The organism is Lactobacillus sp. M0390 (genome assembly GCF_016102085.1).
Classification (GTDB): Bacteria; Bacillota; Bacilli; order Lactobacillales; family Lactobacillaceae; genus Lactobacillus; species Lactobacillus apis.
This window is the reverse complement of sequence record NZ_JACFPH010000002.1, coordinates 477,772-503,571: the sequence shown is the minus strand read 5'-3', so window position 1 is coordinate 503,571 and position 25,800 is coordinate 477,772. Positions and strand designations below refer to the sequence as shown.

Sequence of the window (25,800 nt, the reverse complement as noted above, 5' to 3'; positions counted from 1 at the left end):
TGTTACTTGCACGATCTGGTGGCAAAATACTTAAAGCTGCTTGAGTGGGACGAGCTAATTTTAAAGCTGTTTTTTCCAAGTCATCTTTAGATACTTTGTCGCCAACGACCATTAAGCGCTCTGCACCTAATTGCCCAGTCCATACACGAGCCACCTGACCATGAATCAAACGGCTATCAACTCTCACATTAACCAATTGCACGATTTTTCACCCCTTTTTGTTAACGCTTACATTAATTTACAACAAAATTATAGTTTATATATTTTGTTTTGTAAACATATTTTTTTTTACTAAACAAGATTGACATTGAATTGCTTTATTAATAAGCTAATCTTAAATATCTATTATTAAAGAAAGTGTAACGGTATGATTACAGTTCAACGATCAAAAAGTAATATTTCAATGGGCAAGCCTACAACTGTAATAGTTAATGGTTTAAAAGTAGGAAGTATTGCAGCTGGCTATGCTTTAAAATTAAATTTAAAAAAAGGGGACACGCTACAACTGGCTCAAGACGGACTAAATCGCTCAGCAAAAATGATTATTAATAATACTGACGCTCATTATAAAGTTATTCCGAACCCAAAGTCCGCACTCTTAATAGCTTTCATGATTGCTGCTTTATTATTAATTCCACCTATGATTAAAAGCTATGTACCTTTTTCACAAAATGCTTCAGCAGCTATTATCTTTTTAGTATTTTTACTTATTGAATTAATTTTTAATTTCCGGAGTGGTCTGGTTATTGAAGAAATTAAATAAAGATGCTACCCCAAAATTCAGTTAATGATTTTATAGACAGACAAAAACAGCCAAGTAATAACTTGGCTGTTTTTCATAATCTTGTTTATTCATTGACTTGATTCAAAGCTTTGTGGTCACACAAATAAGAAATAAGGTTTCTAGACGCTTCTTTAGCTGTCTCCGTTCTAGCCTCTAAAGTTCCAGTACCTGCATGAGGAGCTAAAACCACGTTGTCTAATTCACATAAAGCTTGCGGAACTTGTGGTTCAGTTTCATAAACATCTAGTCCGGCTCCAGCTATCTCTCCATTTTTTAGCGCTGATATCAAATCATCTTGGTTAATTAATTGTCCACGCGCAGCATTAATAATATAAGCAGTCTTTTTCATTTGCTTAAACACTTTCGAATTAAAGACGCCAGTTGTTGAAGGTAAAGCTGGCGCATGGAGTGTAATAACATCTGATGTTTTAACTAGCGTATCAAAGTCGACGTAACTAACATGCTCCGCTTTTTCAACCTCAGACGCTAATTGATGTCTGTTATGATAAATGACTTTCATGCCAAATACCTGAGCATATTTAGCAACTTCAGAACCAATTCGCCCCATACCATAAATGCCAAGTGTTTTTCCTTGAAGTCCTGTTCCCATATTTTCTGGTTTAGAAACATTGACCCATTTTCCTTGACGAATATTTTTATCATAAAAATGCAATCGCCTTACAGTTGCTAATAATAGGGCAAACGTCATTTCAGCAGTAGGAACCAGAACGCTCTTAGGGCAATTCGCAACAACAATTCCCTTTTGCTTAGCATAATCAATATCAATGTGGTCATATCCTACACCACTAGCTGTAATGATTTTTAGGTTAGTTCCCGCATCTATTAGCTCTCGGTCACCTTTCATCCCAATGAGTATTAAGCCTTCGTATTCAGATAAATGTTCTAAAACCCATTTTCTAGTCTCATGTTCAGGCGCATGAATCACTTCAAAATTTTCTTTTAATTCTGTTAATCCCGCTTCTGGAATAATTCCAGTTACCAAAATTTTTGCTTTATTCATCTTTATTATTCCTTTTTAATAGCTAAAAATTATTAATAACTATTATTATAGCAATTGCAATGTTTAGTGAAGCAATAGATCTTGCTATAGCAGATTTTAGCTAAAAAAATTTTATTTTTGTTTATCCCCCATTTTTCATATTTGAAAATCATATTGAATGACCATCTATAGGTTTCATATACTTTAATATATAAATATTTGTTTTCCACTAAACTCTTTATTCGTAATAAATTAATTATAGCAGCTTTGCACACCATATTAACTATATATAATCGTATAGATAATCAACTTAAGTGAGGTTTTAAATTGAGAAATACATTGATAATAGATGCCAAAAAAATAAAATATAGATTAGATATTAGCGCTTGGAGAATAGCTTTTTTTGTTTTTAGTAAGTTGCTTGAATTTTTTGACGGATATTTTACATTAATTTTTTTTAGCAACTTTTCTAAAAACACTATATCCTTATTTATTCTAATATGCTTATTTTTATTATCGTTTATAGAAATCTACAGTTTTAAAGCTTGCTTTTTTATTTTTCTTTGTTCTTATTTGTATATTATACTATTATCTATTTCTTATACATACTTTAGAAGTCATGTTATTGCACTGGCTTTGCTAGTAGTTATTATAGCGCTTTTAATAAATTTTATTTTTGGTAGAATTACCAATGGATTTTATGACTATAAAAGTTTTTTCGAAGACGACTTTGGTAGTGATAATAAAAATAGTTACCATGTGATTTTTATTATACTGGCTATTGGCTTTATTTTAATGGTCTATTATCTTGCATCTTTAAAGAACATAAAGAATATTTCAGTAATTTGTTCTGGACTAATAAGTTCTGGCGTGATAGGTTCTCTGATTCCTACATTTTTAAAAAACTTAATTCATAGTTACCGTTCAATATCCATTATGGATGATAACGGAGTAGTGATTAAAAACTTTCTAAATATAAATTCCAGCACTTTTTGCTTTTGGTTCAATAATGACAAAAATAATTCTATACACTTGAGATTCATAGGATGGAGCTTTGGCTCAAATATTAAAAAAACAAATCATCAACACTGGGAAATTTCAAAAATAAATTATTACTATGGTCCCCTAGTTGAAAATATAAATAATGTTCCAGAATATACTCCTTTTGAATTTGAAAATGTTAAACCTTTTGAAATGTCTACTATATTATTTTTTAAACTGGATAGCGAATTAAAAGAATATATATCTAAAGCTAAAGATAACATTTGCCTTATTTATATGGATTCAGCTGGAAATTTTTATGCTAAAAAGTTACTTTTTGATTTAACTCAAGAATAAAAAATCCGTACTGAAAAAAAGCATATTAATAATAAACCTGAACAATATTAACTTCATAAAAAACTAATGCTAAGTATGAAAAGAAATTTTTAAAACAAATCATGGAGCAGCTATAACTCTATCTGTACTGCTCCGTTATTCCTTAATAAATTCTATATCTAGTAATAAGCTTGCTTACCCAAAAAATCTTCAAAAAAGAATAGCTATGATTGGTTTGCTGACAACCATCAACATTGATACTTATTTAGCAGCAGAATGGAAAACTCTGATTTTCTAAAAGCTATCTATAACCCTAAATTTAGAAAACAAAAATCATAATAGATAACTCTATAGAATCTATCTAAATCTTAGAGTAAATATTACATAATAAAACAAATTCTAATTAGACTTTTTTCATGCAACTAAAATACTAACAACTTCTTTTGCAAAAGCATGCAAACTTTTCAAAAAAGTTGCTCCATTTTCATTGGCAATATTGACAAAAATTGCATATATAGAAGACGGGTTAAATATAACATATTACAAATTTAGACTTTCAGACTTTTTTGTATTAAATGATGGATATAGTAAAACTATTTTTTTATGCGTTAGCTCCATTTCTCTCAATTGTTTTTTATGTCTTCAAATATATCTAATAAACTTGAAATTTCTGACCTATATCTAAAATCAACGGAAATCTTTCTTAATGCAACAGCAATCAGTATATTAATACTATTATCCGTACTTAAACTAAATTGCTCTGTAACAACAGGGGTTGCGTCTCTTTTAAGTATATGTACTAAACTTTTATTCCAATTGACCTTCCCCTTAATCTTATTATCCATTTTAGATATAACTTATAGCTTCGGATGATAACATTAGCCCCTTCTGGGATATATTCTACTAGCTTCTGACTTTGAGGAGACAAATCTCACACTCATCTTGATTTAGAATATTTTTATTTATATTTAAACCTTTACTAAAGGCTATAATAACTACACTAAAACGGTTTTCAAGGACTTCATAGTCACTTGCTTTTAAAAGTTTATATTTAACTTCATATCCTGGTTCCACATTTTCTAAGATAGAAACTATTGTATCTATTAGTTTGGAGCCATCTTTATTTTTCATTGACAAAAGACCTCTAATGTTTTCCATAATGACAACTTTAGGTCTTTTAGCTTTTATGAATCGTATAGCATTCAGATATAAATTTCCTCTATCATTATCTGTTATCAGCAGTTGAAAAAGGTTGACATGGAAAAACGCCTACTACATCAGCATCTGGTAATCCAGTTTCATTAACTTTTCTAATATCTTTATTTTCTATATTAACTAAATATTTTTCAACTGCTGGTGCATAATTATCGTTAGCATATACAATATTAAAACCTGCCTTTTTTAATCCTAAATCTAAACCACCTGCTCCGCTAAACAAAGAAATTGTATTTAATCCAGTTTTATATCATACTTTGGACTGTAAAATAAAGACTTACTATTATCGATATGCATAACTATATTCTCAATATTACAATTTATTACAAATTTTATCTAATGTTTCCACAGTAGTATTTTTATTATTTACTAACTGCGAAATTGTATTACTTGAAAGTTTGCAAATCTTTTTAAATTGATTTTTTGAAATTTTCTTCCCATATAAAGTTGACTACAAAGGATCATATGAAAAAGTCACGGCTTTCACCATTATGGTATTATTCTCTCATGTTAGAGTAATACATACACGCTTTTTTCAATAATTAAGAGAAGGGTAAATTATATATTTATGCCTCTCACATTATTCCACTCTCAAAGTCACGTGCATTAATTGCGCTACATGCACATCATCTACGCTTTAAATAGAAAAAAACCTTAACTTATCTGCTTAAAATGCTGATAAATCAAGGTTAATTACTTTAAATGATTCTTCTAAATGCTGACTAGAGGATTCGAACCTCCGACCTCATCATTACTAGTGACGTGCTCTGCCAACTGAGCTAAGTCAGCATTGTCAACTCGACAACGATATTTATTAAAACATATTAGCTTGGTTTGCGCAAGTACTTTTTACGATTTTCTATACCTTACCACATTCTTCTTGCTCAGTAGTAACAGAATGTAAGATATCAAGCAAAATTTTGGCAAGAAAAAAGCGCAGAAATCAAAAATCGCTTGTTGCAATAGTTGCTTCTGCACTAATTAATCTTATTGATGAGTTTGGCACTCAATGATTCGCTTAATACATTTTCATGACTAGTGCTATGCCAATCCCTATAAAAGCTAAAGCTAAAACCACTCCGCTCCATAGAGCCAATGGTAGAAAGGTAGAAGTATTTTTATTTCCTTGCTGCTTAGTGTCCTTAAAAGCCTTATAAACAGCATATATTTCCCAAATCCCAAGCAAGATCCCTACAACACCTGTAAGTTGTTCCATCATCTTATTTTCTCCGTTATAATTATTAGTAACTGACAATCTCAATCCAACTATAGGATTAAATTCTTTATACTTTCAGTATTACTAAATGTTGCTAATAGTTATAGCACATAAAAAGTAAAAGTAAATATTTTTTCAATAAATATCTCAAACTTAATTTTCTATACTTTACCAAAAAACACCTCTCATTTAACACTTTTTAAGTGTATAATATTAACTATTGTTTTTTTCAAAGGAGTGAGATGATGGTAGATATATCACCGATTAGCGCTCAACTGCCTTGGATATTACGCCTAGTAATAGCTTCCTTATGTGGTGCTTTAATCGGCTACGAACGAGCAATTCAGAGAAAAAGTGCAGGGGTCAGAACTCACATTGTAGTAGCTTTTTCTTCTGCGTTATTTATGATTCTTTCTAAATATGGGTTTGCTGACTTGATGAAAATTTCCGGGATGGAATATGACGCTTCTCGTATAGCTGCACAAATAGTTTCCGGCATTTCATTTATTGGTGCAGGAACTATTTTAGTTAAGAAAAGTCAGATTTCCGGTTTGACAACCGCTGCCGGTGTTTGGGCAACAGCCGCAATCGGCATGGCAATTGGCTCCGGGTTATACTTTTTGGGCATTATTGCTACTGCGATTCTCTTCATAGTTCAAATGATTTTCCATGATGATACTATAATTAATAAAATCATCATGCATATTCGCTTCAACATTCAAATCGAAGCGGTCAACAAACATGGCATTTTGAAGACAATCGAAAAAGAGTTATCGGCCAATCATGTTGAAAATGTGTCAGTTAAAATTTTATACGTTAGCGACGAAAAAATAATTTTCTTCGTTGATGGCATTATCAATAATAATATTGATGAAAATAACATTATTATGGCATTACGCAAATATCCTGACATTAAACGCATTAGCTACACTAGCTTAGGCAAATAATGTCTTAAAAAATAAGTAGTAGCGCTTGCTGGCTGCTTATTTTTTTGTACTAAAAAACTAAATCAACTACAATAATACTTAATTACAAATTTCAAGTTCTAGAAAGGGGTATTTTCATGTCTGGATCTCTTGATTACTTACGCTGGCGTGGTGACCTCAGTTATAAAGAACGCCGCTTTAATAGTATCGATGCTGCACTGCTGGCATCCATAGTTTACCTTCCCGCAGACGCTTCTGCTGTCGGGCATACATTATCTGATGTGGCAACAAAACTGCGTGCGCTGCCCTCTTTTCAACATCAGATGCACTCCGAAACTGCAGCTGAAATTATTCTCCTGCCTGATAGTCCACGAATTGGTGGAATGAAAATTCTGGATTGGACAGATAGATTAGAAAAAGCACCTTATCCGTTACAATTTAATGCTGCCACATTTCTCATTGATGACGCTTCAGTTGCTATTGCCTTTCGTGGAACCGATGGTTCAATGATTGGCTGGAACGAAGATATGCGTATGAACTACTTATCCGAGATTTATGGCCAAGGAGTCGCAGCCAAATATCTTGAAGAAATTGCCGAAAAGTTCCCGGATAAACAAATTTATCTTATTGGGCACTCAAAGGGAGGCAATTTTGCCCAGTATGCATTAAGTGCCGTTGCTCCAGAAATTCAAGATCATGTAATTGCGGCATTTAGCTTTGATGGTCCTGGCTTTTTTCGCAAGGTTTATACCACTCCAGGCTTTGTACGTGCAATGCCTAAGATGAAAACTTACATCCCCCAAGGATCGATTTTTGGGGCAATGCTCGATCATCCAGAGCGGACTCTCGTTGTAAAAAGTACTGCAGCAATGCGTAACCAACATGATCCAAGGCGTTGGTCAGTCGGCCGTGATAGTTTTACTCTCGCTGATGGCTTAACAGCTAGCAGCCGCGTCATCCGCCATGCCTTAATTAACTTCAACAATTCAATTCCAGACGAAAAGCGCAACGAAACCTTTTCCGATCTGTTTGAAGCATTTGAGAACTCAGACATTGAAGAATTACACCAATTGACCAATAACAAATTGGTTGGAACTTATCGTCTTAGCCGCGTCTTCATGACTTTGGAACCAGAAGAGCGTAAACTAATTACCCAAATTTTTACTAATATTTGGAATTCATTTAAAGATAGTGTTAATCTGCCACTTTTAACTAGTAATTATGAACTTTATCCTAAAAGTAATGATTCAAGTAAAGCACCTGTATTCTACGAATTTTATGATTCAGATGAGCCTAATTTAGAACTACCAGATGAAATAAAAAAGAAACTGCGTTAGCAAATTGTTTCATGTGTAACGCAAAAAGATGGCTGGAAGTGAATAACTTCCAGTCATCTTTTTTATTCAGTTATTTTTTCATATTTTCTTTAACGTCATCAACTTTATCCTTGACGTTATCAGTTGCTTCTTGTGCCTTATCCTTAACGTCGCCTGCTGCTTGTTGCATCTTGCCCTTAAGTTCTTTAGCTTTACCAGCAACTTTATCTTTTAAACCTTTGTCAGCCATAATTATCGATCCTTTCACAAAAAATTATTGCTAATTAACTATTTACACCTTCATAGTACAAGCTTCGCTGTTTAAAGTCACACAATAAGCTTTGTTTTTTGCTAACAAAAAGCCATGAACTATTAATAAATAGTTCATGGCTTATATTATCTAATACTACCCTGGTTGATCATGACTATAATCCAAGTTAGAAAAGCGATTATAGGGCTTAGAGAACATCAATTTAATCGTGCCACGACTACCTGAACGGTTTTTCTCAATGATTACTTCAACTTCACCATTGTCATCCTCGGCACCGACTTCTTCATGATCTTCACTGCTGCCTTCCTCATTTTCTTCGCGGTAATAATCATCCCGGTATAAAAATGAAACAATATCGGCATCCTGCTCAATAGATCCAGATTCACGAATATCTGATAAAACAGGCCTCTTATCCTGACGCTGTTCAACAGAACGTGATAATTGTGATAGTGCAATTACAGGAACGTGCAATTCTTTAGCCAATTTTTTCAATTGACGTGAAATTGCAGAAACTTCTTGTTGACGCGATTCACTACGCGGTCCTTCAATTAGCTGTAAGTAGTCAATTACAATTAAGCCAAGATTTCCTTTTTCTTTGGCAAGGCGGCGTGCTTGTGCCCTAATTTCACTCATCTTAATTCCAGGTGTATCGTCAATGTAGATGCTGGCGTTAGCCAGTGAACCGGAAGCAACAATTAACTTGCGCCATTCTTCTTCATCAAGCTGCCCTGTCCGCAGGTGTTGCGAATTAATCAATCCTTCTGAGGCAAGCATTCTCTGTACCAGCTGCTCGCCACTCATTTCTAGTGAAAAGACGGCAACCGTTTTATCAGTATGAAGGCCAACGTATTGGGCCACATTCATTGCAAAAGCAGTTTTACCAACACCCGGCCGAGCTGCAAGAATAATTAGCTCATCAGCGTGAAAACCAGTTGTCATTTTATCTAACTCGATAAAGCCTGTAGGCAAGCCCGTGACCATTGAGCCATCTTCAGGAATATTATTAATTTCCTCAATTGCAGCATTAACAATGTCCTTGATTTCCCGAAAACCATTTGCGTTGTTCTCGGAGGAGACATTCATAATCTCACTTTCAGCGTCATCCAAAATATCAGTGACATCATCCGAATCCTGCATCGCGTTAGAAATGATCTTTTGACTGGCAGAAATCAAGCGCCGTAAGAGGGCCTTTCGATGCACAATTTTGGCATAGTAGCTAACGTGTGCTGCTGTTGGGGTTGCAATTGCTAGTTCTGAAACATAAGCAATCCCACCAATGTCATCTAGTTGATTTTTCTTTGTTAATTCATCCTGCAAGGTTAACGGATCAATTGCATCACCGCGATCCGAAAGATCCAGCATTGCCTGAAAGATTAGCTGATTTGCTTTTTTATAAAAATCATTCGGCTGAACTTCAGAGCTTGCATCCGCAATTGCATCAGGATCAATAAAAATTGCACCTAAAACCGCTTTTTCAGCTTCATCATCATGCGGTATTTGTTGTGAGACAATATTATCCATTAATCATGACCACTTCTTTAATTAATTTAACGAGTGCTTTAGTCTTGTTCTGTGATATGAACGCGAATTTTGCCTTCTACGCCTTTAAAAAGTTTAACGGGTACATTTGTGTAGCCTAAAGTTTTAATCGGCTCAGGAAGGACTAATTTGCGTTTGTCGACCTTAACACCAAATTGTTGTTCTAAGCCTTCAACAATTTTCTTGCTAGAAATTGAACCGAATAAACGTGAATCGGCACCAGCTTTTGACTTGAAATTAACGACAGTTTCGTCTTTATCAAGAACAGCCTTAACCTTTTCTGCTTCAGCCTTTTCACTTTCGTAAGCAGCTTTTTCATTGGCTTCAACGCGTTCTAAAGTATGCATATTGGCTTTATTAGCTGTCTTAGCTAAGCCGCGCTTTAATAAAAAGTTTTGAGCATAACCATCTGGAACATCTTTAACTTCTCCGCGTTTTCCACGGCCTTTGACGTCTTTAGTAAAAATAACTTTCATTTTTCTGCTCTCCTTTATTCATTTTCTTTCTCATAAGTATCAACTGCATCGAGTAACTTTTCAAGTGCTTCTTGTACAGTGACATTTTTAATTTGTGTTGCCGCATTGGACAAATGTCCGCCGCCGCCTAATTTTTCCATGATTACTTGTACATTAATGTCGCCCATTGAACGTGCAGAAATACCAATCATGTCTTTGGCACGGCGAGTTATCGCAAAACTAGCTTCAACATTTTCTAAGTCTAATGCAGTATCAGCTGCTTGCGCCGTAATGACAGGATCAACAATTTTGTTATCATCCCCGCACAAAACTGCCATTTTTGGTCCAATCATTTTTAGACTGCTGACCAGCCGTGTCCGCTGCAAGAAACTATCAATGTCTTCTTTCAATAATTCACTTACACCAACTGAACTAGCTCCAATTGAGCGTAAATAACTCGCAGCATCGAAGGTTCTTGTACCTGTACGTAGCGAAAATTCACGTGAATCAACCGTAATTCCCGCAAGCATTGCAGTTGCTTCAATATCAGTCAATACTCGCTGGCCGGAATTAGGCTGTTGGTATTCTACCATTTCAGTAACCAGTTCACAGGCAGATGAAGCATACGGCTCAACATAAGTTAACATTGGATTTTCAGGGAATTCTTCGCCGCGACGGTGGTGATCAATAACAATAATCCGGTTCCTTAAGCGATCATACAGCTCTTTTGAATATGTAATTGAGTATTTTGAGTGATCAACCATAACTAGCATAGATTTGTCGGTTAGGCTTTCTAAGGCCGTTTCTGGTGAAATAAACATTTCTTGATCATCTTGGGTTTGTTGCATTTTGGCAACTAACCGACCCACATCATAATTAGTTTTATTAACATCTAAAACAAAATTAGCTTTAACATCATGTAGACGCGCAATTTTAACAACGCCGATTCCACTACCAACAGAGTCCATATCTGGGTTAGCATGTCCCACAACGAAAACCCGATCAGCCTCCTTGAAAAGCTCACTAATTGCCTGGGAAACCATCCGTGCTCTGACCCTAGTCCGCTTCTCCATTGGATTTGACTTGCCACCATAGAATTTAGCGGCACTACCTGGCTGACTCAAAACTACCTGGTCACCACCACGGCCAAGAGCTAAATCAAGGTTTGACTGTGCCTGATCAGCTAGCTCAGTTATTAGGCTACTACCATAAGCAATCCCGATTGATAAGGTTAACGGGGTATTGTTACGGCTAGTTTCTAAGCGCAATTTATCAAGAACTGAAAACTTGTCTTGTTCCATTTGCGTTAAATCCTGCGTATGTAGTAAAAGCAAGAAATGGTCTTCATCAATTCGCTTGAGGTAGGCATGATATTTTTTAGCGTAATCACTTAGTGTATTTTGCACATAAGAGCTTGTGGTTGTCAGCTCTTGATCATGCATCGTTTCACTTAATTCATCGTAGTTATCAATAAAAATCTGTCCAACTGCCAGCAATTCGTTATTATATTTTTGCTCAATTTTGGCGTAGCGTGTTATGTCTAATAAATAAATAACCCCAAGATTGTCTTGGACAACCATTTCAAATTGGTGATTGTCCCAATTAACAACTTGGTTTTCTGCAGTTTTGGCTTTTAAAGAATCATCGATTAATTTGTCTAAATCTGGATCAACGGACTTAATCGTATGTCCAATTAAGTCATCATCTTTTAAATAAAGCTGTAAATAGGGGTTTACCCACTGAATCTGCCTGTCTTTGTCATAAAGCAAAATCCCAAGCGGCATTTTAATCATTGCCTCTTGTTCACTGCGTTTAATTCGATAGGACAAACTGACAGCAAAGTTATTGGCATTACCAGCGAGGATATAAGCGCCATAAACGATGCAGACAACAGTTAGGATAAAAATCACTACCATCGCCAGTCCAAATAACGGATTCATAATCATCGCCACGATACTGCCTAAAAAAGACAAGGCGAGGATAATCACAACCGCAGCTGTTAAGCGCGAATCTTTAATAAAAGCAGGAAATTCAAGCTTACGTAAAAAATCTTTCATGTAAGATCCTTCCTAAATTAATGTATAGTACATCAGTATTATTATACCTTGGTTTTACTTGATAAGAAACCTTTGCCTCATTCTTCTAGATGATTGCATATAGCAAAATATTAGGAAAGGTAGCTAATTTTTCACAAACATAAATAAAAAAGTCCCAAAAGCATCCATGCTTCTGGGACTTTTCACTTTTTAATTAAAACTCATCATCTGAAGAATTTTCATACTTTGCTTCAACAAACTTTATACCTTCTTTAGCATCTTGAGTAAGATTAGGTGTAGTTGAAACAAGCTCTCCATTAACATAACTAATTATCATTGGTAAATTCATTCCAGTGTAAAGTGCAAATTTATTTTTTGCAGAAAGCAGTGATTTATAAGCAACATTATATGGAGTTCCCCCAAGAATATCAGTAAATACAACAAAACTTTCTAGACTACTAACTAAATTTAAAAAACGTTTTTGAAAATGTTCGGGACTCTCACCCTCTTTTAGGTCAATTGTATGTATATTTTTTTGTGGGCCAAGAATCATCTCAGCACTTTCTTTAATACCCTTACAAAATGAACCATGACTAAGTAAAACTAAATCCGTCAAATACAACCTCCCAATTTCATTTATGCTGATAAAATATGTAACCATGTACCAAAGATACTGAAAGCAACTATAGCAACTAAAATCCAGGAAACCTTCCATTTCTTTCTAATCATCCATAAAACTATCAAAGTAGCCACTAAAGGCAGCATTGATGGCACAATTTGGTTTAACGTACTGACTAAAGAAACTGCTGATTTTCCTGTACCAATTTTTATTGGTGAATTAACAACCACATAGCTTGGAATCATTGCACCTACAACCATCATTCCCAAAATAGCTGCTTTATTAGAAATATTTTGAATTATATTTGAATCACTCACTCGTTGAATAAATTTGGTGCCTTGTTCATAACCAATTTTTAAACCAAACCATCTTACAGCAATAGTTACGATGTTATATGAGGCCATAAATAAAATAGGTCCCAAAATATTTCCTGCTTGACACAGAGCCAAAGCAATACCCATACAAATGACTCTCCATGTTGTTAAAAACATTGAGTCTCCAATTGCCGATAAAGGCCCCATGAGACTTACCTTAACGTTGTTAATAATATCAGGATCAAAATCAGGATTTGCCTTATTCTCTTCCTCCATAGCAATAGACGTTCCAAGAACTAACGGTAACAAGACATTAGTAATATTAAAAAATTGCATATGTCTTTGTAGAGCTTGTGCTTTACCATTTTTATCGTCTTTATAAATTACCCGTAGCGACGGAACCATACTAAAAGCATATCCAGTAGCTTCTTGACGTGTTAATTCCCAAGGAGCATTAGCTGCAAATGATCGCCAAAATGTTGACCATAGAGCCTTACGCATCTCTTTATTAGAAGTTTTCATCATCTTCCACTACTCCCTTCTTAACTAATTCCATTTGTTGGTTTATATTCTTTTCGTTATAGTACAAAACCATAACGATGACTAAGCCAAAAATTGCAATTCCGATAATCGGAATTTTCAAATAAGCAGTTAAAGCAAATCCAAGAATCATGTATGGAACAATGTCTTTACGGAGCATCTGTTGAATTAGTAGGGCAAATCCAAAAGCAGGTAACAATCCACTAGCAACAACCAAACCTTCTTGAACAAATTCGGGAATAATACTAATTATCTCCTTAGAGAATCCTGTTCCAAAGTAATAGGCCAACATAATAAACAGAACTGATGGCAGAAAGTTAACAGCAGTACCACCCCAAAAGGCCATTAAACTTAATTTTCGATCTTCAGCTTTTTCAGCATATTCATCCATTTTGTTAACATACATCGGTGCTACAAAAATATACATAACATTTTGTACAATCAACACTAACATAGATAATGGTAATCCAAACGTTAGAGCTGCTGAGATTCCTTTTCCTGTAGATAATGCAAAAGTCGTCCCTAAAACAGAAGCAGACACCATATCTTGTGGGGTAGAAATACCAACTTCAACAACACCAATATATGCTAGTTCCATTGCTGCACCAATTTTAATTGCCTCTGGCACATTACCTAAAACTACACCTACTAATGGTGCTAAAGCAATTGGCCGAAATATCATGGATGCTCCAGTTAGAAAGTATTCACTATAACCAATCAAAGCTACTAATCCAATTAAAAGTGTTTTTACAAGCATTTTTTCTCCCTCTATTCCGTAGAAAGATCATTTTCTTTAACTACTTTTATAGGCGAAGTCGACACTTGTTGCACTTCAACTTTAACGCCTTGCATAATAAGTTTATTTAATTGTTTTTCATCTTCTGCACTTACATTAATAGATGGAGCTAAAATCCTAGTTTTACCGGTTTCTTTTGTGCCTCCCAAATTAAGAGTTTCAGGTTTATGATTCATTTTACTTATGATTCTAAATGCATCATTAATGCTTTCAACTATAATCATTAGCTTGTATTTATCTGTTATTCCACTATTCAAAGATTCAATACTACGCTCAATACTTTGCATTACCAACTTACTACCAGAAGGTTTTGCCATTTTAATCGATGCTTTTCTAATAGGGTCTTTGGGAACATCATCATTAGCAATTAAGATACAATCTGCACTCACTGCTCCATACCAAGAAACTGCAACCTGTCCATGAAGTAGTCGATGATCCACTCGAAAAAGTTTTATCATAATTTTCAGTTACTCCTTTCGTATCAGTAACTTCCATATTTACAGCGATCGCTAAATCTTATTCTTATTTGCTAATTTGACATTTCAAAATACTAGATACATACACGAGTATTTTTAAACCAATCATTAATTGCTCAATTTATAATGGTTCTAAAGCGATCGTTTTATTTTTTAATATTCAACCTTACCCATATATCTTCTTACATCTAAGGAATGATTGCGGAGATCAGCAAGTTTTGCACGATACTCACACAAAACTGAATAGAATAAAATAGGGTTGAAGTATTCAGCAACACTACTATCAATAAGATCTAAACCTAATTCTTTTGCATCGACTATCTCTATCTTATTACCATACTTCTTCAAGAATTTGATTGCTCTTTCATCTAATGGACGAGTTCTTCCTATACTTTCCATTACAATATAAGGCTTATCCTTATCTGTCACTTCAAAAGGTCCATGGAAGTATTCACCAGAATGAATTGGAGAAGCATCAAGCCATTGCATTTCCATTAAACTGCAAATGGCAAAGCCATATGTATGACCAAATGAAGCCCCACTGCCTAAAATGTAAAACATTGGTTCATTTTGATATTTCTTTGCAAATTCTTTTGTGCGATCTTGTACCTGAGCCAACGCATTTGTAACTATTGTATCTATTCTCTTAAATCCATCTGCAAATTCAGACAATTTACCATAACCTTCTAATTCAGCCAGAGTTTGAGAAGTGATATCAAGCATTATAGCCATTGGATTATTTACAACTTCATCTTCATTTCCCCATTCATAAATTATCTTTTCATCTGAATACTTCAATAATTCGGCTTTTGGGTTAAAAGTTAATCCAATTGTAAATGCACCCTTTTCTTGCGCAATTTTAGCTGCTTCAACAGCTTCAGGAGTGTTCCCACTATGTGAACAAACAAAAACAATCGAGTGTGGGCCTATCTTTTTTGGTGTAACATGAACGAACTCATTTGCTGTATACCAGCCTGTAGACACCTTTTCTGCTTCAGATTGTAGGAAATAGTATGAAGGATACATATCTACCAACGAACCACCGCAAGCTGTAAAGTAAATGTTGCTAATTTTTCCATCGTTGTGCTTCATGATATTTTTTACAATTGCTTTATTTTCCATTTTTTTCTCCAATCATCAATTTATAACATCATATGTTGTTATACTTTTTTGCAATTTTGATTGTACACGCTTTCATAAATAAATGTCAACGCTTTTTTGTTATAACTTTATAGATTAATTATTTATATCTAGAAAAACCTATTAAAAAAGCAGATAGGAATTCTACTCCTATCTGCTTTTTTTATCCTAGACTAATCGACTAAATAATCTTAAACCATAAATTCATAACGATCAGTAGCTATGTACTCTGTACCCACTTGAACTACCTGTTTGTTTTTATCAAAAACTTGGTTTCGTAAATAGAATAATGGAAATCCTACGGATCGTTGTAGTAGCCTAGCTTGCTCTTTATTAGCCAACACAACACGTAAAATACTTTCTGAATCTTCTAGATTATCTATTTCATAATGATTTTTAAAAGTCTTATATAAAGATTCACTTAAATCATAATTTGTTAGCCCCTCAAATCGTGGAAGCGGGTAATAGTTACTTTCTATAACTGTTGGATCATTATCTAAATAACAAATCCGAACTGAATGAATAGCGTACTCGTTATCACATTTTAAGCTCTTACGTAGTTCTGCATCAGTTTTTACTTTTTCAAGTTTCAAAACTTTCATTTTAGGCTTGAAACCATTTTTTATTGCAGTTTTTGAAAAACTTTCAATGGAATTACTTTTTAGTAGACGTTTAACATGATGTAATTCTCTAACAAAGCTTCCTTTTCCTTGAACTTTTTCCACGATTCCATCAGCAACTAATCCATTGACTGCTTCTCTAATAGTAATTCTACTTACACCATATATCTCTTTTAGTTGCTCTTCACTAGGCAATTTTGTATCAACTGGATATATACCTGTAAGTATCTTTTCGCGTAAGTCTAGCATTACCTTTTGGTACTTAGTTCTTGCTTTATCTTTTGTCATAATACAAACTCTCAATCTAAAAACAGTAAACTTATAAATACTTAATAATTTACATGTTCATTAGTAAATTGGTAATAGTAAATAAAAGCTAAGAATAATCAAGTATTGTAGCTTCTCTATCACTTTTACCAATTATATCATTTATATTTTGCTGTTAAGTAACTAATAACTCTTACCTATGTATGTTCAGACCCTATGCGAATTTTCCTTATTAAGCACTGATTTTACTTTTAGAAACGATAGAAATATCGCACTAGTTTTCACATAATCATAAACTTAGCAATCCTAAACATAAAAAACCCTCTAGCCAGAACTTAATCCGGCTAAAGGGTTCAAAACTATTTGTTTTAGTCTTCAGTAACGAATGGCAACAAGCCCATAATGCGAGCTCTTTCGATTGCCTTAGCTACCTTACGTTGGTTCTTAGCGCTGGTGCCAGTGACACGACGTGGTAAGATTTTACCTCTTTCAGAGATAAAACGTTTCAACAGATCAACGTCCTTGTAGTCAACGTAATCAATGTGGTTGGCTGCGATAAAGTCAACCTTACGACGACGGTGGCCGCCACCTCTTCTTTGTTGAGCCATATCCTCGGTCCTTTCTTAGAAATTAGAATGGAAGATCATCATCAGAGATATCAATTGTATCACCCGAGCCAGCAAACGGATCCTGCATAGAATCTGGTTGATTACCTACTGGGTTGTTCTGATTAGATGTTCCCATATTTTGCGGATTATTGGTATTTGGATTACCAAAGTTTCCGTTGTCAGTTGGTGCAAATCCACCATTTTGACCACGGGCTTCACGATCTTTGCGTGATTCAAGTAATGCAAAGTTGTCTACGACAACTTCTGTTACATATACTCTTTGCCCATCTTTATTATCGTAACTTCTGGTTTGAATTCGGCCATCAATACCAACAAGTGAACCTTTAGATGTAAAATTGCAGAAGTTTTCTGCTGATTTTCTCCAAATGACACAGCTGATAAAATCCGCACCTCTCTCACCTTGAGCGTTAGTATATTGACGATCAACGGCAAGAGTAAACGTAGCAACCGAGATTCCACTCCCAGTAGTACGTAATTCAGGATCACGTGTTAAACGGCCAACAAGTACAACTCGATTAATCATACTTCAGGTCCTTCCTTTCCTAAATCACGAAAACGATAAAGTTTTTGTTTTATTATCCAACTTTAACAGTCATTGAACGTAAAACAGCAGAGTCAATCTTAGACAAACGGTCAAACTCATTAACTGCGTCAGCGTTTTCTGCAGTGAAAGTCATAATGTGATAGATTCCCTCACGATATTTATTGATTTCATATGCGAAATGACGCTTTTCCCAGTCTTTTGACTCAACCATCGTACCACCGTTATCGGCAATAACCTTATCATAGTTTTCAACTAAAGCTTTCTTTGATTCTTCATCAATATCAGGCTTGATAATGTAAGTTATTTCATACTTAGTAGTTGTCATTACTAGTGCACCTCCTTTTGGACTAAATGGTTCTTGCTAAAAATCAAGAACAAGGAGTAATTCTTTTTTATTACTCGCAATCTCTAATTTTAGCACAGAAACAAAAAATTACCAAACTATCTTCACGTGATCCTCTGAGAATTTTCTATTCTCATAACAGTAAATACGTAAAACAGTCTGATAATTTTTATTTGTTTTTATTAATCATTTTCTTCAGTTGGTGTTTCAGTTTCTTCTGCATCGCCAACTTCTTGATCTGCTTCGGCTGGAACAACAGCAAGACTAGCTACTTTACTGTCATCGCCAACCTTAATTAAGCGAACACCAATTGTGCTACGACCAGTTTGAGAAACATTATCAACCTTGAAACGAATCATGATTCCATCATCCGTAATGACCATGATATCTTGTGTTCCATCGATTACAGTTACACCAGAAAGTGGTCCATTCTTTTCTGTAACATTAGCGGTCTTAATTCCTTTACCGCCACGCCCTTTAGTTGGATATTCACTAGCTGAAGTGCGTTTACCATAACCTTTTTCAGAAATAACAAGAACTTCATCGCTATCCTTAACAACACCAGAACCAACAACATAATCATTTTCACGTAAGTTAATTCCGCGTACACCAGCAGCAGTTCGACCCATTGAACGAACCGCTGACTCGTTGAAGCGAACAGCATAGCCTAGATGGGTTCCAATCAAGACATCTTGTTTGCCATCAGTTGTCAAAACATTGCTCAATTCATCCCCATCACGCAAGGTTAACGCAATTAAACCGCTATTTCTAATATTAGCAAATTCACTAACACTAGTGCGCTTTACTGTTCCCATCTTGGTAATGAAGAAGAGGTATTGATCATTGGCATCTTCTGCAACATTGATAATGGTCTGGATCTTCTCGCCTTTTTCAAGTTGAAGTAAGTTAACGATTGGTAAGCCCTTCGCAGTTCGACCAAATTCAGGAATTTCGTAGGCTTTCTTCGAGTAGACCTTTCCCTTATTGGTAAAGAATAAAAGCATATCGTGAGTACTTGAGTAGATCAACTTTTCAATAAAGTCGCCGTCCTTAACACCCATTCCTTTAATGCCTTTACCACCACGGTTTTGTGTCTTAAATTCGTTAATTAACATCCGTTTGATGTAGCCGCTGTGTGTCAAAGTTAATAAAACGTCTTGTTTTTCAATTAGATCTTCATCTTCAATTGAAATAACTTCACCTTCACCGATCTTGGTCCGGCGCTCATCACCAAACCGCTTTTCAATATCAAGCAGTTCTTCATAGATGATTTCGTTAATCCGCTCTGGCTTAGCTAAGATATCCTTGTAATCGTCAATCTTAACCTTTAATTCGTTGTATTCAGCTTCAACTTTGTCACGTTCTAATCCAGTCAAACGAACCAGACGCATGTCCAAAATAGCTTGTGATTGCTTGTCATCTAAGCCGAAACGACTAATTAAGGCAGCCTTAGCAATATCACTTGATTCACTTTGACGAATAATATGAACAATTTCATCAATATGGTCAAGAGCAATCTTCAAACCTTCTAGAATATGTGCTCTTGCCTCAGCCTTAGCTAAGTCAAACTTAGTTCTGCGTGTAACAACGTCTTCTTGATGCTTCAAGTAGTATTGCAGCATCTCTTTAAGACTAAGGAAATGTGGCGCACCATCAACGATTGCAACCATGTTCATTCCAAAGTTAGCCTGCATTTGAGTTAGCTTAAATAAATTGTTCAAGATAACACTTGCACTAGCATCACGACGAACATCGATTGTGATTCTCATCCCAGACTGGTCGGATTCATCACGAACACCAGTAATCCCATCTATTGTCTTAGAACGAGCTAGATCAGCAATTTTCTTAACCAATTCAGCCTTATTTACCAAGTAAGGAATTTCGGTTACAACAATTCGTTCACGACCACTTTTTTCAGTTTCAATTGTTGTATTTGCTCTAACAACAATGTTGCCTCGTCCTGATTCATAGGCACGGTAAATTCCACCACGGCCCATAATGGTACCACCAGTTGGGAAATCTGGACCTGGAATTGCCTTCATCAGTTCTTTAGTTGAAACATCTGGATTATCCATCAGCATATGAATGCCTTGAATAACTTCGGCAAGATTATGTGGTGGAATGTTAGTTGTCATTCCGACAGCAATTCCACTGGTTCCGTTGACTAAGAGATTAGGAATTCTGGCTGGTAAAACAACCGGCTCGTTTTCTGAATCATCATAGTTACGTTGCCAATCAACCGTATTTTTGTTGATATCGCGCAACATTTCAACGGCAATTTTACTCATCCGCGCCTCGGTATAACGCATTGCGGCTGGTTCATCACCATCGACAGAACCAAAGTTACCGTGGCCGTCAACCAACATGTACCGGTAACTGAAGTCCTGTGCCATATGTGCCATAGCCAAGTAAATTGAGGAGTCTCCGTGCGGGTGGAACTTACCCATAACTTCTCCAACAATTCTGGCAGATTTCTTAAATGGTTTATCTGGTGTAACGCCCAGTTCGCTCATTCCATAGAGAATACGACGTTGAACCGGCTTCAAGCCATCGCGCACATCAGGCAAGGCCCGAGCCACAATAACTGACATCGCATAGTCCAAAAACGAACTGTTCATCACATTGGTCAAATCGACATTTCTAATTCTGTGATCTTGACTTTGATTGTCGTTATCCATTTAAACCTCCTAAGCATCCAAATTCTCAACATATTTAGCATTATTTTCAATAAAGCTTCGTCTTGGTGCAACTTCATTACCCATCAAAAGTTCAAAAACTTCATCAACATTTTTTGCATATTCTGGGCTAACACGATCAAGGCGTCTATTTTCAGGATTCATTGTTGTATCCCACAGCTGTTCAGCATCCATTTCACCCAATCCCTTGTACCGTTGAACGATTGGTTTTGGACTAGGTTGCAAACTACCCAAGTAGTCGTGCAACTCTTCATCGGTATCAAGATACTTAATCACCTTACCCTGACGAACTTGATATAGAGGCGGACGTGCAATATAAACATAGCCCTTATCAATCATTGGGCGCATGTAGTTGTAAAACAGCGTTAACAATAGGGTTCTAATGTGTGCACCATCGACATCGGCATCCGTCATGATGATTAACTTGTGATAACGAGCCTTTGAAACGTCAAAATCGGCACCAAAACCTGTTCCCAAGGCGGTAAACAGTGAACGAATTTCTTCGTTAGCCAAAATTCGGTCCATTGAAGCTTTTTCAACGTTTAATATTTTTCCTCGAATTGGCAAAATAGCTTGTGTTAAACGAGAACGACCTTGCTTTGCAGAACCACCAGCTGAGTTACCCTCAACAATAAATAATTCTGAAATACTTGGATCATTACTAGTGTTATCTGCTAACTTACCAGGCAAATTGGCAATTTCCAGTCCAGATTTCTTTCTCGTAACTTCACGTGCCCTTTTGGCAGCAGTTCTGGCTCTTTCAGCCAATTGCGCTTTTTCAACAATCTTGCGTCCTACCTGCGGATTTTCCATCAAAAACGAGGTGAATGTTTCTGAAAAAGCACGGTCTACAGCTGTTCTAGCATCAGAATTACCAAGTTTAGTCTTGGTTTGCCCCTCAAATTGCGGATTCGGGTGCTTAACTGAAACAATCGCTGTCATCCCTTCACGAATGTCCTCACCTGACAAGTTATCATCATTATCTTTTAACAACTTAGTCTTGTGCGCGTAGTCATTAACTACACGGGTTAAAGCGGTCTTAAAGCCCGCTTCATGCATCCCACCTTCATAGGTGTGAATATTGTTAGCAAAGGTCATTAAGGTTGTTTTATAGCCTTGTGTATATTGCAACGAAACTTCGACGTTAATGTCATTAAAGTCGCCTTCAACATATATCGGTTTATCAAACAAAACCTCTGTGTCGCGATTCAAAAATGAAACATATTCTTGAATACCACCTTCATAGTGATAAACATCTGTTTCTGCACTGTCCTTACGCTTATCCGTAAAGGTTAATTTTAGACCCTTGTTTAAAAAGGCAAGTTCACGAATTCTATTCTTTAAGATTTGATCATCAAAAGACGTGGTTTCGGTGAAAATATCAGGATCTGGATAAAAATGAACAATTGTACCATGCTCTGAAAGTGGGACCGAACCAGTCATTTTCATTTCATGGTCTACGCGTCCATGGTTAAAGTCGATATAGTACTTTTTACCATCACGCATTGTTGTAACATCAAGTTTTGTAGATAAAGCGTTAACTACTGAAGCACCAACACCGTGCAAACCACCAGAAACCTTATATCCGCCACCGCCGAATTTACCACCGGCATGAAGAACTGTAAAAACAGTTTCAAGCGCAGGACGACCAGTCTTCTTTTCAATATCGACTGGAATACCACGTCCATCATCTTGAACGGTAACACTACCATCTTCGTTGATGGTAACTTCGATTTTAGTCGCAAAACCGGCTAAGCTTTCATCGATTCCATTATCAATTATTTCCCAAACTAAGTGATGAAGGCCTTGAGAGCTAGTTGAGCCAATATACATACCGGGCCGCTTACGAACAGCTTCAAGTCCACCTAAGACCTGAATCTGACTGGCATTATACTTATCGGCTTCTTTTTCATATTTTTTTATTTGATTGAGGTCTTCGTTATTCTTGTCTGCCATTCATTTTCCCCTCTTCTAAATAAATCTTTCCAGATTTAATTCGGTATACCTTCGGCTTCTTGATTATTTCCCAGGAAATACCCTCAAGATCTGTTGTTGTAATAAAAGTTTGTGTCTTACCATGGATATAGTTAAGTAAGGCACTTTGGCGGCTATGATCGAGTTCGCTCATTACATCGTCAAGTAAAAGTAATGGATATTCACTAGTCAGATGGTGAACTAGCTGGATTTCAGCGAGTTTAACACTCAGAGCAATCGTACGCTGCTGTCCTTGAGACCCATATAAATGTGCATCCTTACCATCCAATTCAAATTCGATGTCATCCCGATGTGGGCCACTTAAGGTTGTCTTCTTAAGTAGCTCCATTTGCTTGTTTTTCTGAAAACTAGCAAGCAATTTTTGATAAACAATTTCTACATCATCGTCCTCTGTTATATCCCTAACTGAAGGTCGATAATTAATCTTAAGTTTTTCATTGCTAGAACTAATGCTCGTGTATGCGTTTTGCGCGTAATAATCTAAGAACTTCAAAAATTTGAATCTGCGCACAATCACTTCTGCTGCAACTCCTGCAAGTTGATCTGACAAAACATCCAAAAACAAGGTGTCATGCGCAGCCCCACTTGCTAACTGCTTCAAGTAATTGTTTTTTTGCTGTAAGACTTGCTTATATTTACCAGCAAAATACAAATATTCCGCATTAATCTGACCGAATTCCTGATCCATAAACCGGCGCCTTAATGAAGGTGCACCTTTGATTAAATCAAGATCTTCTGGTGAAAACAAAATGGCGTTTAGTTGTCCGACATATTTGGATAACTTAGCCTGTTCCACTCGATTAATCCAGACTTTTTTACCTTTTTTGCTTAGTAAAACACGCAACGAGACATCAACCTGGCTCTTGTATACATGACCAGAAATATTTGCAAAATCTTTGCCAAAAGCAATCAACTCTTTATCACTACTCGTCCTATGGGATCGTGTTAATGCTAAAAAATAGATTGCTTCAAGTAGATTAGTTTTTCCTTGTGCATTTTGCCCAATAAAAATATTGACATCAGGATCAAAATCAACATCGAGCTGTTCTAAATTGCGATAATTTTGCGCAATAAAATGCTTGAGATACATTAAAATTACCGAAACTGATATGTTTCGTGGTCAACCTCAATCTGATCGCCGGGTCTAATTTTTTTACCACGTCGATTTTCTTTTTCCCCGTTAAATAACACAGGATTATCTTGCAGATACCATTTGGCCTGACCACCAGAGGAAATAATGCTTTCCTCCTTCAAAAATTGACTAAGAGTGACATACTCACCCTTTACCTTAAATTCCTTGATAATATCCACCTTCATCACTTTAATTACTATAGTTAGTATAGGCTTTTGGGGCCCAAAACACAACTTTAAACGCAATATAACGCCCTAGAAACGTTTTTTTTTCAAATAAACACATCACGGCAGTTGACACCAAAAATAAAAGAACAGCCTTTTTGGCTTGTTTTTGAAAAAATGGGCAAAGAAAAAGCCATCGACCGATGACTTTTTCTTTTTATTTAGTCTAAATAATTTCTTAGAAAGTTCTAACTGGTGTAATCAGTTGGACAAAATCAATTTCGTCCTTATCTGGGTTAACAGTAAACGGACGTAATGGTTGGGTGAAGTCCATTACTACTGCATCAGTAACAGATGCACGCAAAGCGTCACGTAAATAGTCTGGGTTGAAGGAGATCTTTAAGTTCTTACCTTCAAGCTTTTTGAAGCTAACATCTTCTTCAACGTTACCAATTTCAGCGGACTCACCTGACAATTTAGCAGTTTGGCTTTCAGTGTCTAGGGTCAAATCAACCACGTTATTCCGGCCAGCATGTGTCAGCAAACTTGCTCGATCAAGCGCACTGGATAATTCAGCCAAATCAAATTCAACTGTTGTTGTACTCTCGGTTGGAATTAAGCGCTCAGTGTCAGGGTAGCTGCCCTCAAGTAAGCGTGAATAGAATAAAATGTTGCCAATTTCAAACAGTACTTGATTTTCACCAGGACAAACTTTAATTTCTGGATCTGTTTCGCCAATAATACGAGCTAGTTCTAGTAAACTTTTTCCTGGGATAATCAAATCTGTCTTAACTTGAGGACCATTTTCCAAAGTTAAGGCACGACTCGAGAGACGGTGCGAATCAGTTGCAACAGCATGAATTTTATCAGAACTAAAGTTGAAGTGAACTCCAGTTAAGACGAGACGACTTTCTTGAGTAGCAACCGCAAACTGAGTTTCATTAATAATTTCGCGGAATGTTTTTCCAGAAATGACAAAGGAGGACTCGTCAGCAATTTCCGGTAATCTTGGATAGTTATTTGCATCAAGACCGTTAATTATGAATTCACTATTTTCAGAAATAATTTGTGTTTGGAAGCTTTCTTTTACTTCTAAAGAAAATTCCTTACCAGGTAAGCGTCTAATAATTTCGCTGAAGAAACGGGCAGGCAAAACCACTGATCCAGTAGATTCAACTGTTAAATCTTCACTAACAGGAATATGAATTTCAATTGAAATATCAGTATCGCTACCAGTTAGGATTAATTCATCTTCAGTTAGGTTAAGTTTAATTCCGCTTAATATTGGAATTGTTGCACGTGAAGAAATAGCATGCATTACGTTGTTTAGATTGTCGACAAAGAGATTGCGGTTTACGGTAAATTTCATTTGTTACCTCCTGAGTTCGTGTCTGTTTTATTTATATTAATTATATATTTAATTAAGTAGTATTAGTAGGTCCTGTGTTTT

29 protein-coding genes and 1 tRNA gene are annotated in these 25,800 nt (G+C 35.8%); 4 read left to right on the top strand and 26 right to left on the bottom strand.

All coding sequences use genetic code 11. The features are described 5' to 3' along the window. Positions 1 to 202 (bottom strand): PTS sugar transporter subunit IIB (locus H3R25_RS06400; protein WP_198194621.1); only part of this gene is annotated, 202 nt, incomplete at its 3' end. Positions 203 to 367: 165 nt separating this feature from the next. On the opposite strand from H3R25_RS06400, the gene H3R25_RS06395 reads away from it, so the two are divergent. Then, on the top strand, positions 368 to 763 hold the full coding sequence (locus H3R25_RS06395) for a hypothetical protein (RefSeq protein ID WP_074426140.1): 396 nt from the start codon (positions 368 to 370) through the stop codon (positions 761 to 763). A gap of 85 nt (positions 764 to 848) precedes the next feature. On the opposite strand, the gene H3R25_RS06390 is transcribed toward H3R25_RS06395, so the two are convergent. Then, positions 849 to 1,805: an NAD(P)-dependent oxidoreductase gene (locus H3R25_RS06390; RefSeq protein WP_198194620.1), complete on the bottom strand. Its 957-nt coding sequence runs from the start codon at positions 1,803 to 1,805 to the stop codon at positions 849 to 851. 306 nt (positions 1,806 to 2,111) lie between these two features. Here H3R25_RS06390 and H3R25_RS06385 point away from each other — a divergent pair, with 306 nt between their 5' ends. Continuing rightward, positions 2,112 to 3,122, top strand: coding sequence for a hypothetical protein (locus H3R25_RS06385; RefSeq protein ID WP_198194619.1), 1,011 nt, complete (start codon positions 2,112 to 2,114; stop codon positions 3,120 to 3,122). 602 nt (positions 3,123 to 3,724) lie between these two features. Here H3R25_RS06385 and H3R25_RS06380 read toward each other — a convergent pair. The 6 genes from H3R25_RS06380 to H3R25_RS06355 all read right to left on the bottom strand — a co-directional run bounded on the left by H3R25_RS06380 (position 3,725) and on the right by H3R25_RS06355 (position 5,535). Next, positions 3,725 to 3,946, bottom strand: a complete 222-nt coding sequence (locus H3R25_RS06380) for a hypothetical protein (RefSeq protein ID WP_198188217.1) — start codon at positions 3,944 to 3,946, stop codon at positions 3,725 to 3,727. A 58-nt stretch (positions 3,947 to 4,004) separates the two neighbouring features. After that, positions 4,005 to 4,289, bottom strand: a complete 285-nt coding sequence (locus H3R25_RS09110) for a DNA cytosine methyltransferase (protein WP_370567443.1) — start codon at positions 4,287 to 4,289, stop codon at positions 4,005 to 4,007. A gap of 37 nt (positions 4,290 to 4,326) precedes the next feature. Next, a complete protein-coding gene (locus H3R25_RS09105) occupies positions 4,327 to 4,539 on the bottom strand; it encodes a DNA cytosine methyltransferase (RefSeq protein WP_198188216.1) in 213 nt (70 codons plus the stop codon). Positions 4,540 to 4,629: 90 nt separating this feature from the next. After that, positions 4,630 to 4,746 carry a helix-turn-helix domain-containing protein gene (locus H3R25_RS09180; RefSeq protein WP_198188324.1) on the bottom strand — a complete coding sequence of 39 codons (117 nt, stop codon included), beginning with the start codon at positions 4,744 to 4,746 and terminating at the stop codon, positions 4,630 to 4,632. A 286-nt stretch (positions 4,747 to 5,032) separates the two neighbouring features. After that, positions 5,033 to 5,105, bottom strand: a tRNA-Thr gene (locus H3R25_RS06360). Positions 5,106 to 5,334: 229 nt separating this feature from the next. Continuing rightward, entirely contained in the window at positions 5,335 to 5,535 is a 201-nt protein-coding gene (locus H3R25_RS06355; protein ID WP_198194618.1) for an immunity protein, read from the bottom strand. Positions 5,536 to 5,777: 242 nt separating this feature from the next. Here H3R25_RS06355 and H3R25_RS06350 point away from each other — a divergent pair, with 242 nt between their 5' ends. Next, positions 5,778 to 6,479, top strand: a complete 702-nt coding sequence (locus H3R25_RS06350) for an MgtC/SapB family protein (RefSeq protein WP_046305725.1) — start codon at positions 5,778 to 5,780, stop codon at positions 6,477 to 6,479. A 116-nt stretch (positions 6,480 to 6,595) separates the two neighbouring features. Further along, positions 6,596 to 7,795 (top strand): DUF2974 domain-containing protein, encoded by a 1,200-nt coding sequence (locus tag H3R25_RS06345; protein WP_198194617.1) that lies wholly within the window; start codon positions 6,596 to 6,598, stop codon positions 7,793 to 7,795. A 70-nt stretch (positions 7,796 to 7,865) separates the two neighbouring features. On the opposite strand, the gene H3R25_RS06340 is transcribed toward H3R25_RS06345, so the two are convergent. The 18 genes from H3R25_RS06340 to dnaN all read right to left on the bottom strand — a co-directional run bounded on the left by H3R25_RS06340 (position 7,866) and on the right by dnaN (position 25,719). Beyond that, positions 7,866 to 8,024, bottom strand: coding sequence for a YtxH domain-containing protein (locus tag H3R25_RS06340; RefSeq protein ID WP_101138738.1), 159 nt, complete (start codon positions 8,022 to 8,024; stop codon positions 7,866 to 7,868). A gap of 156 nt (positions 8,025 to 8,180) precedes the next feature. Continuing rightward, positions 8,181 to 9,566, bottom strand: a complete 1,386-nt coding sequence (gene dnaB / locus H3R25_RS06335; protein ID WP_198183606.1) for a replicative DNA helicase — start codon at positions 9,564 to 9,566, stop codon at positions 8,181 to 8,183. Positions 9,567 to 9,604: 38 nt separating this feature from the next. Further along, a complete protein-coding gene (gene rplI / locus H3R25_RS06330) occupies positions 9,605 to 10,060 on the bottom strand; it encodes a 50S ribosomal protein L9 (protein ID WP_198194616.1) in 456 nt (151 codons plus the stop codon). Between the two features lie 14 nt (positions 10,061 to 10,074). Next, a complete protein-coding gene (locus H3R25_RS06325; RefSeq protein WP_122033904.1) occupies positions 10,075 to 12,096 on the bottom strand; it encodes a DHH family phosphoesterase in 2,022 nt (673 codons plus the stop codon). Between the two features lie 193 nt (positions 12,097 to 12,289). Beyond that, complete coding sequence (locus H3R25_RS06320; protein WP_052726708.1) at positions 12,290 to 12,691, bottom strand: PTS sugar transporter subunit IIA; 402 nt, start codon at positions 12,689 to 12,691, stop codon at positions 12,290 to 12,292. Positions 12,692 to 12,711: 20 nt separating this feature from the next. Further along, complete coding sequence (locus H3R25_RS06315) at positions 12,712 to 13,533, bottom strand: PTS system mannose/fructose/sorbose family transporter subunit IID (protein WP_052726706.1); 822 nt, start codon at positions 13,531 to 13,533, stop codon at positions 12,712 to 12,714. Then, positions 13,517 to 14,305, bottom strand: a complete 789-nt coding sequence (locus H3R25_RS06310; RefSeq protein WP_198183602.1) for a PTS sugar transporter subunit IIC — start codon at positions 14,303 to 14,305, stop codon at positions 13,517 to 13,519. Before H3R25_RS06310 ends, H3R25_RS06315 begins: the two co-directional genes overlap by 17 nt. Positions 14,306 to 14,316: 11 nt before the next feature. Then, the gene (locus tag H3R25_RS06305) at positions 14,317 to 14,802 is read right to left on the bottom strand and encodes a PTS sugar transporter subunit IIB (RefSeq protein WP_198194615.1); all 486 of its coding nucleotides are present in this window, start codon (positions 14,800 to 14,802) and stop codon (positions 14,317 to 14,319) included. A gap of 171 nt (positions 14,803 to 14,973) precedes the next feature. Continuing rightward, the gene (locus tag H3R25_RS06300; protein ID WP_198194614.1) at positions 14,974 to 15,942 is read right to left on the bottom strand and encodes an SIS domain-containing protein; all 969 of its coding nucleotides are present in this window, start codon (positions 15,940 to 15,942) and stop codon (positions 14,974 to 14,976) included. Positions 15,943 to 16,151: 209 nt separating this feature from the next. Continuing rightward, complete coding sequence (locus tag H3R25_RS06295) at positions 16,152 to 16,868, bottom strand: GntR family transcriptional regulator (RefSeq protein WP_198194613.1); 717 nt, start codon at positions 16,866 to 16,868, stop codon at positions 16,152 to 16,154. A 347-nt stretch (positions 16,869 to 17,215) separates the two neighbouring features. Next, positions 17,216 to 17,455: a 30S ribosomal protein S18 gene (rpsR, locus tag H3R25_RS06290; protein ID WP_046305698.1), complete on the bottom strand. Its 240-nt coding sequence runs from the start codon at positions 17,453 to 17,455 to the stop codon at positions 17,216 to 17,218. Positions 17,456 to 17,477: 22 nt separating this feature from the next. Then, positions 17,478 to 17,999: a single-stranded DNA-binding protein gene (gene ssb, locus H3R25_RS06285; RefSeq protein WP_046305696.1), complete on the bottom strand. Its 522-nt coding sequence runs from the start codon at positions 17,997 to 17,999 to the stop codon at positions 17,478 to 17,480. A 52-nt stretch (positions 18,000 to 18,051) separates the two neighbouring features. Continuing rightward, positions 18,052 to 18,345 carry a 30S ribosomal protein S6 gene (rpsF, locus tag H3R25_RS06280; RefSeq protein WP_046305694.1) on the bottom strand — a complete coding sequence of 98 codons (294 nt, stop codon included), beginning with the start codon at positions 18,343 to 18,345 and terminating at the stop codon, positions 18,052 to 18,054. Between the two features lie 200 nt (positions 18,346 to 18,545). Next, on the bottom strand, positions 18,546 to 21,041 hold the full coding sequence (gene gyrA / locus H3R25_RS06275) for a DNA gyrase subunit A (RefSeq protein ID WP_198194612.1): 2,496 nt from the start codon (positions 21,039 to 21,041) through the stop codon (positions 18,546 to 18,548). A 9-nt stretch (positions 21,042 to 21,050) separates the two neighbouring features. Continuing rightward, entirely contained in the window at positions 21,051 to 23,015 is a 1,965-nt protein-coding gene (gyrB, locus tag H3R25_RS06270; protein WP_122033897.1) for a DNA topoisomerase (ATP-hydrolyzing) subunit B, read from the bottom strand. Further along, positions 22,999 to 24,144 carry a DNA replication/repair protein RecF gene (gene recF / locus H3R25_RS06265; protein WP_198194611.1) on the bottom strand — a complete coding sequence of 382 codons (1,146 nt, stop codon included), beginning with the start codon at positions 24,142 to 24,144 and terminating at the stop codon, positions 22,999 to 23,001. Before recF ends, gyrB begins: the two co-directional genes overlap by 17 nt. 5 nt (positions 24,145 to 24,149) lie before the next feature. Next, the gene (yaaA, locus tag H3R25_RS06260; RefSeq protein WP_122034011.1) at positions 24,150 to 24,371 is read right to left on the bottom strand and encodes a S4 domain-containing protein YaaA; all 222 of its coding nucleotides are present in this window, start codon (positions 24,369 to 24,371) and stop codon (positions 24,150 to 24,152) included. A gap of 217 nt (positions 24,372 to 24,588) precedes the next feature. Continuing rightward, positions 24,589 to 25,719, bottom strand: a complete 1,131-nt coding sequence (gene dnaN, locus H3R25_RS06255) for a DNA polymerase III subunit beta (protein WP_198194610.1) — start codon at positions 25,717 to 25,719, stop codon at positions 24,589 to 24,591. Positions 25,720 to 25,800 lie beyond the last annotated feature (81 nt).

Bases quoted from the DNA above. Each gene is read 5' to 3' on its own strand.
- H3R25_RS06395 (WP_074426140.1), top strand. From the start codon at position 368: ATGATTACAGTTCAACGATCAAAAAGTAATATTTCAATGGGCAAGCCT.
- H3R25_RS06390 (WP_198194620.1), bottom strand. From the start codon at position 1,805: ATGAATAAAGCAAAAATTTTGGTAACTGGAATTATTCCAGAAGCGGGA.
- H3R25_RS06380 (WP_198188217.1), bottom strand. From the start codon at position 3,946: ATGGATAATAAGATTAAGGGGAAGGTCAATTGGAATAAAAGTTTAGTA.
- H3R25_RS06355 (WP_198194618.1), bottom strand. From the start codon at position 5,535: ATGATGGAACAACTTACAGGTGTTGTAGGGATCTTGCTTGGGATTTGG.
- H3R25_RS06350 (WP_046305725.1), top strand. From the start codon at position 5,778: ATGGTAGATATATCACCGATTAGCGCTCAACTGCCTTGGATATTACGC.
- H3R25_RS06345 (WP_198194617.1), top strand. From the start codon at position 6,596: ATGTCTGGATCTCTTGATTACTTACGCTGGCGTGGTGACCTCAGTTAT.
- H3R25_RS06340 (WP_101138738.1), bottom strand. From the start codon at position 8,024: ATGGCTGACAAAGGTTTAAAAGATAAAGTTGCTGGTAAAGCTAAAGAA.
- dnaB (WP_198183606.1), bottom strand. From the start codon at position 9,566: ATGGATAATATTGTCTCACAACAAATACCGCATGATGATGAAGCTGAA.
- rplI (WP_198194616.1), bottom strand. From the start codon at position 10,060: ATGAAAGTTATTTTTACTAAAGACGTCAAAGGCCGTGGAAAACGCGGA.
- H3R25_RS06325 (WP_122033904.1), bottom strand. From the start codon at position 12,096: ATGAAAGATTTTTTACGTAAGCTTGAATTTCCTGCTTTTATTAAAGAT.
- H3R25_RS06315 (WP_052726706.1), bottom strand. From the start codon at position 13,533: ATGATGAAAACTTCTAATAAAGAGATGCGTAAGGCTCTATGGTCAACA.
- H3R25_RS06310 (WP_198183602.1), bottom strand. From the start codon at position 14,305: ATGCTTGTAAAAACACTTTTAATTGGATTAGTAGCTTTGATTGGTTAT.
- H3R25_RS06305 (WP_198194615.1), bottom strand. From the start codon at position 14,802: ATGATAAAACTTTTTCGAGTGGATCATCGACTACTTCATGGACAGGTT.
- H3R25_RS06300 (WP_198194614.1), bottom strand. From the start codon at position 15,942: ATGGAAAATAAAGCAATTGTAAAAAATATCATGAAGCACAACGATGGA.
- H3R25_RS06295 (WP_198194613.1), bottom strand. From the start codon at position 16,868: ATGACAAAAGATAAAGCAAGAACTAAGTACCAAAAGGTAATGCTAGAC.
- rpsR (WP_046305698.1), bottom strand. From the start codon at position 17,455: ATGGCTCAACAAAGAAGAGGTGGCGGCCACCGTCGTCGTAAGGTTGAC.
- ssb (WP_046305696.1), bottom strand. From the start codon at position 17,999: ATGATTAATCGAGTTGTACTTGTTGGCCGTTTAACACGTGATCCTGAA.
- rpsF (WP_046305694.1), bottom strand. From the start codon at position 18,345: ATGACAACTACTAAGTATGAAATAACTTACATTATCAAGCCTGATATT.
- gyrA (WP_198194612.1), bottom strand. From the start codon at position 21,041: ATGGATAACGACAATCAAAGTCAAGATCACAGAATTAGAAATGTCGAT.
- gyrB (WP_122033897.1), bottom strand. From the start codon at position 23,015: ATGGCAGACAAGAATAACGAAGACCTCAATCAAATAAAAAAATATGAA.
- recF (WP_198194611.1), bottom strand. From the start codon at position 24,144: ATGTATCTCAAGCATTTTATTGCGCAAAATTATCGCAATTTAGAACAG.
- yaaA (WP_122034011.1), bottom strand. From the start codon at position 24,371: ATGAAGGTGGATATTATCAAGGAATTTAAGGTAAAGGGTGAGTATGTC.
- dnaN (WP_198194610.1), bottom strand. From the start codon at position 25,719: ATGAAATTTACCGTAAACCGCAATCTCTTTGTCGACAATCTAAACAAC.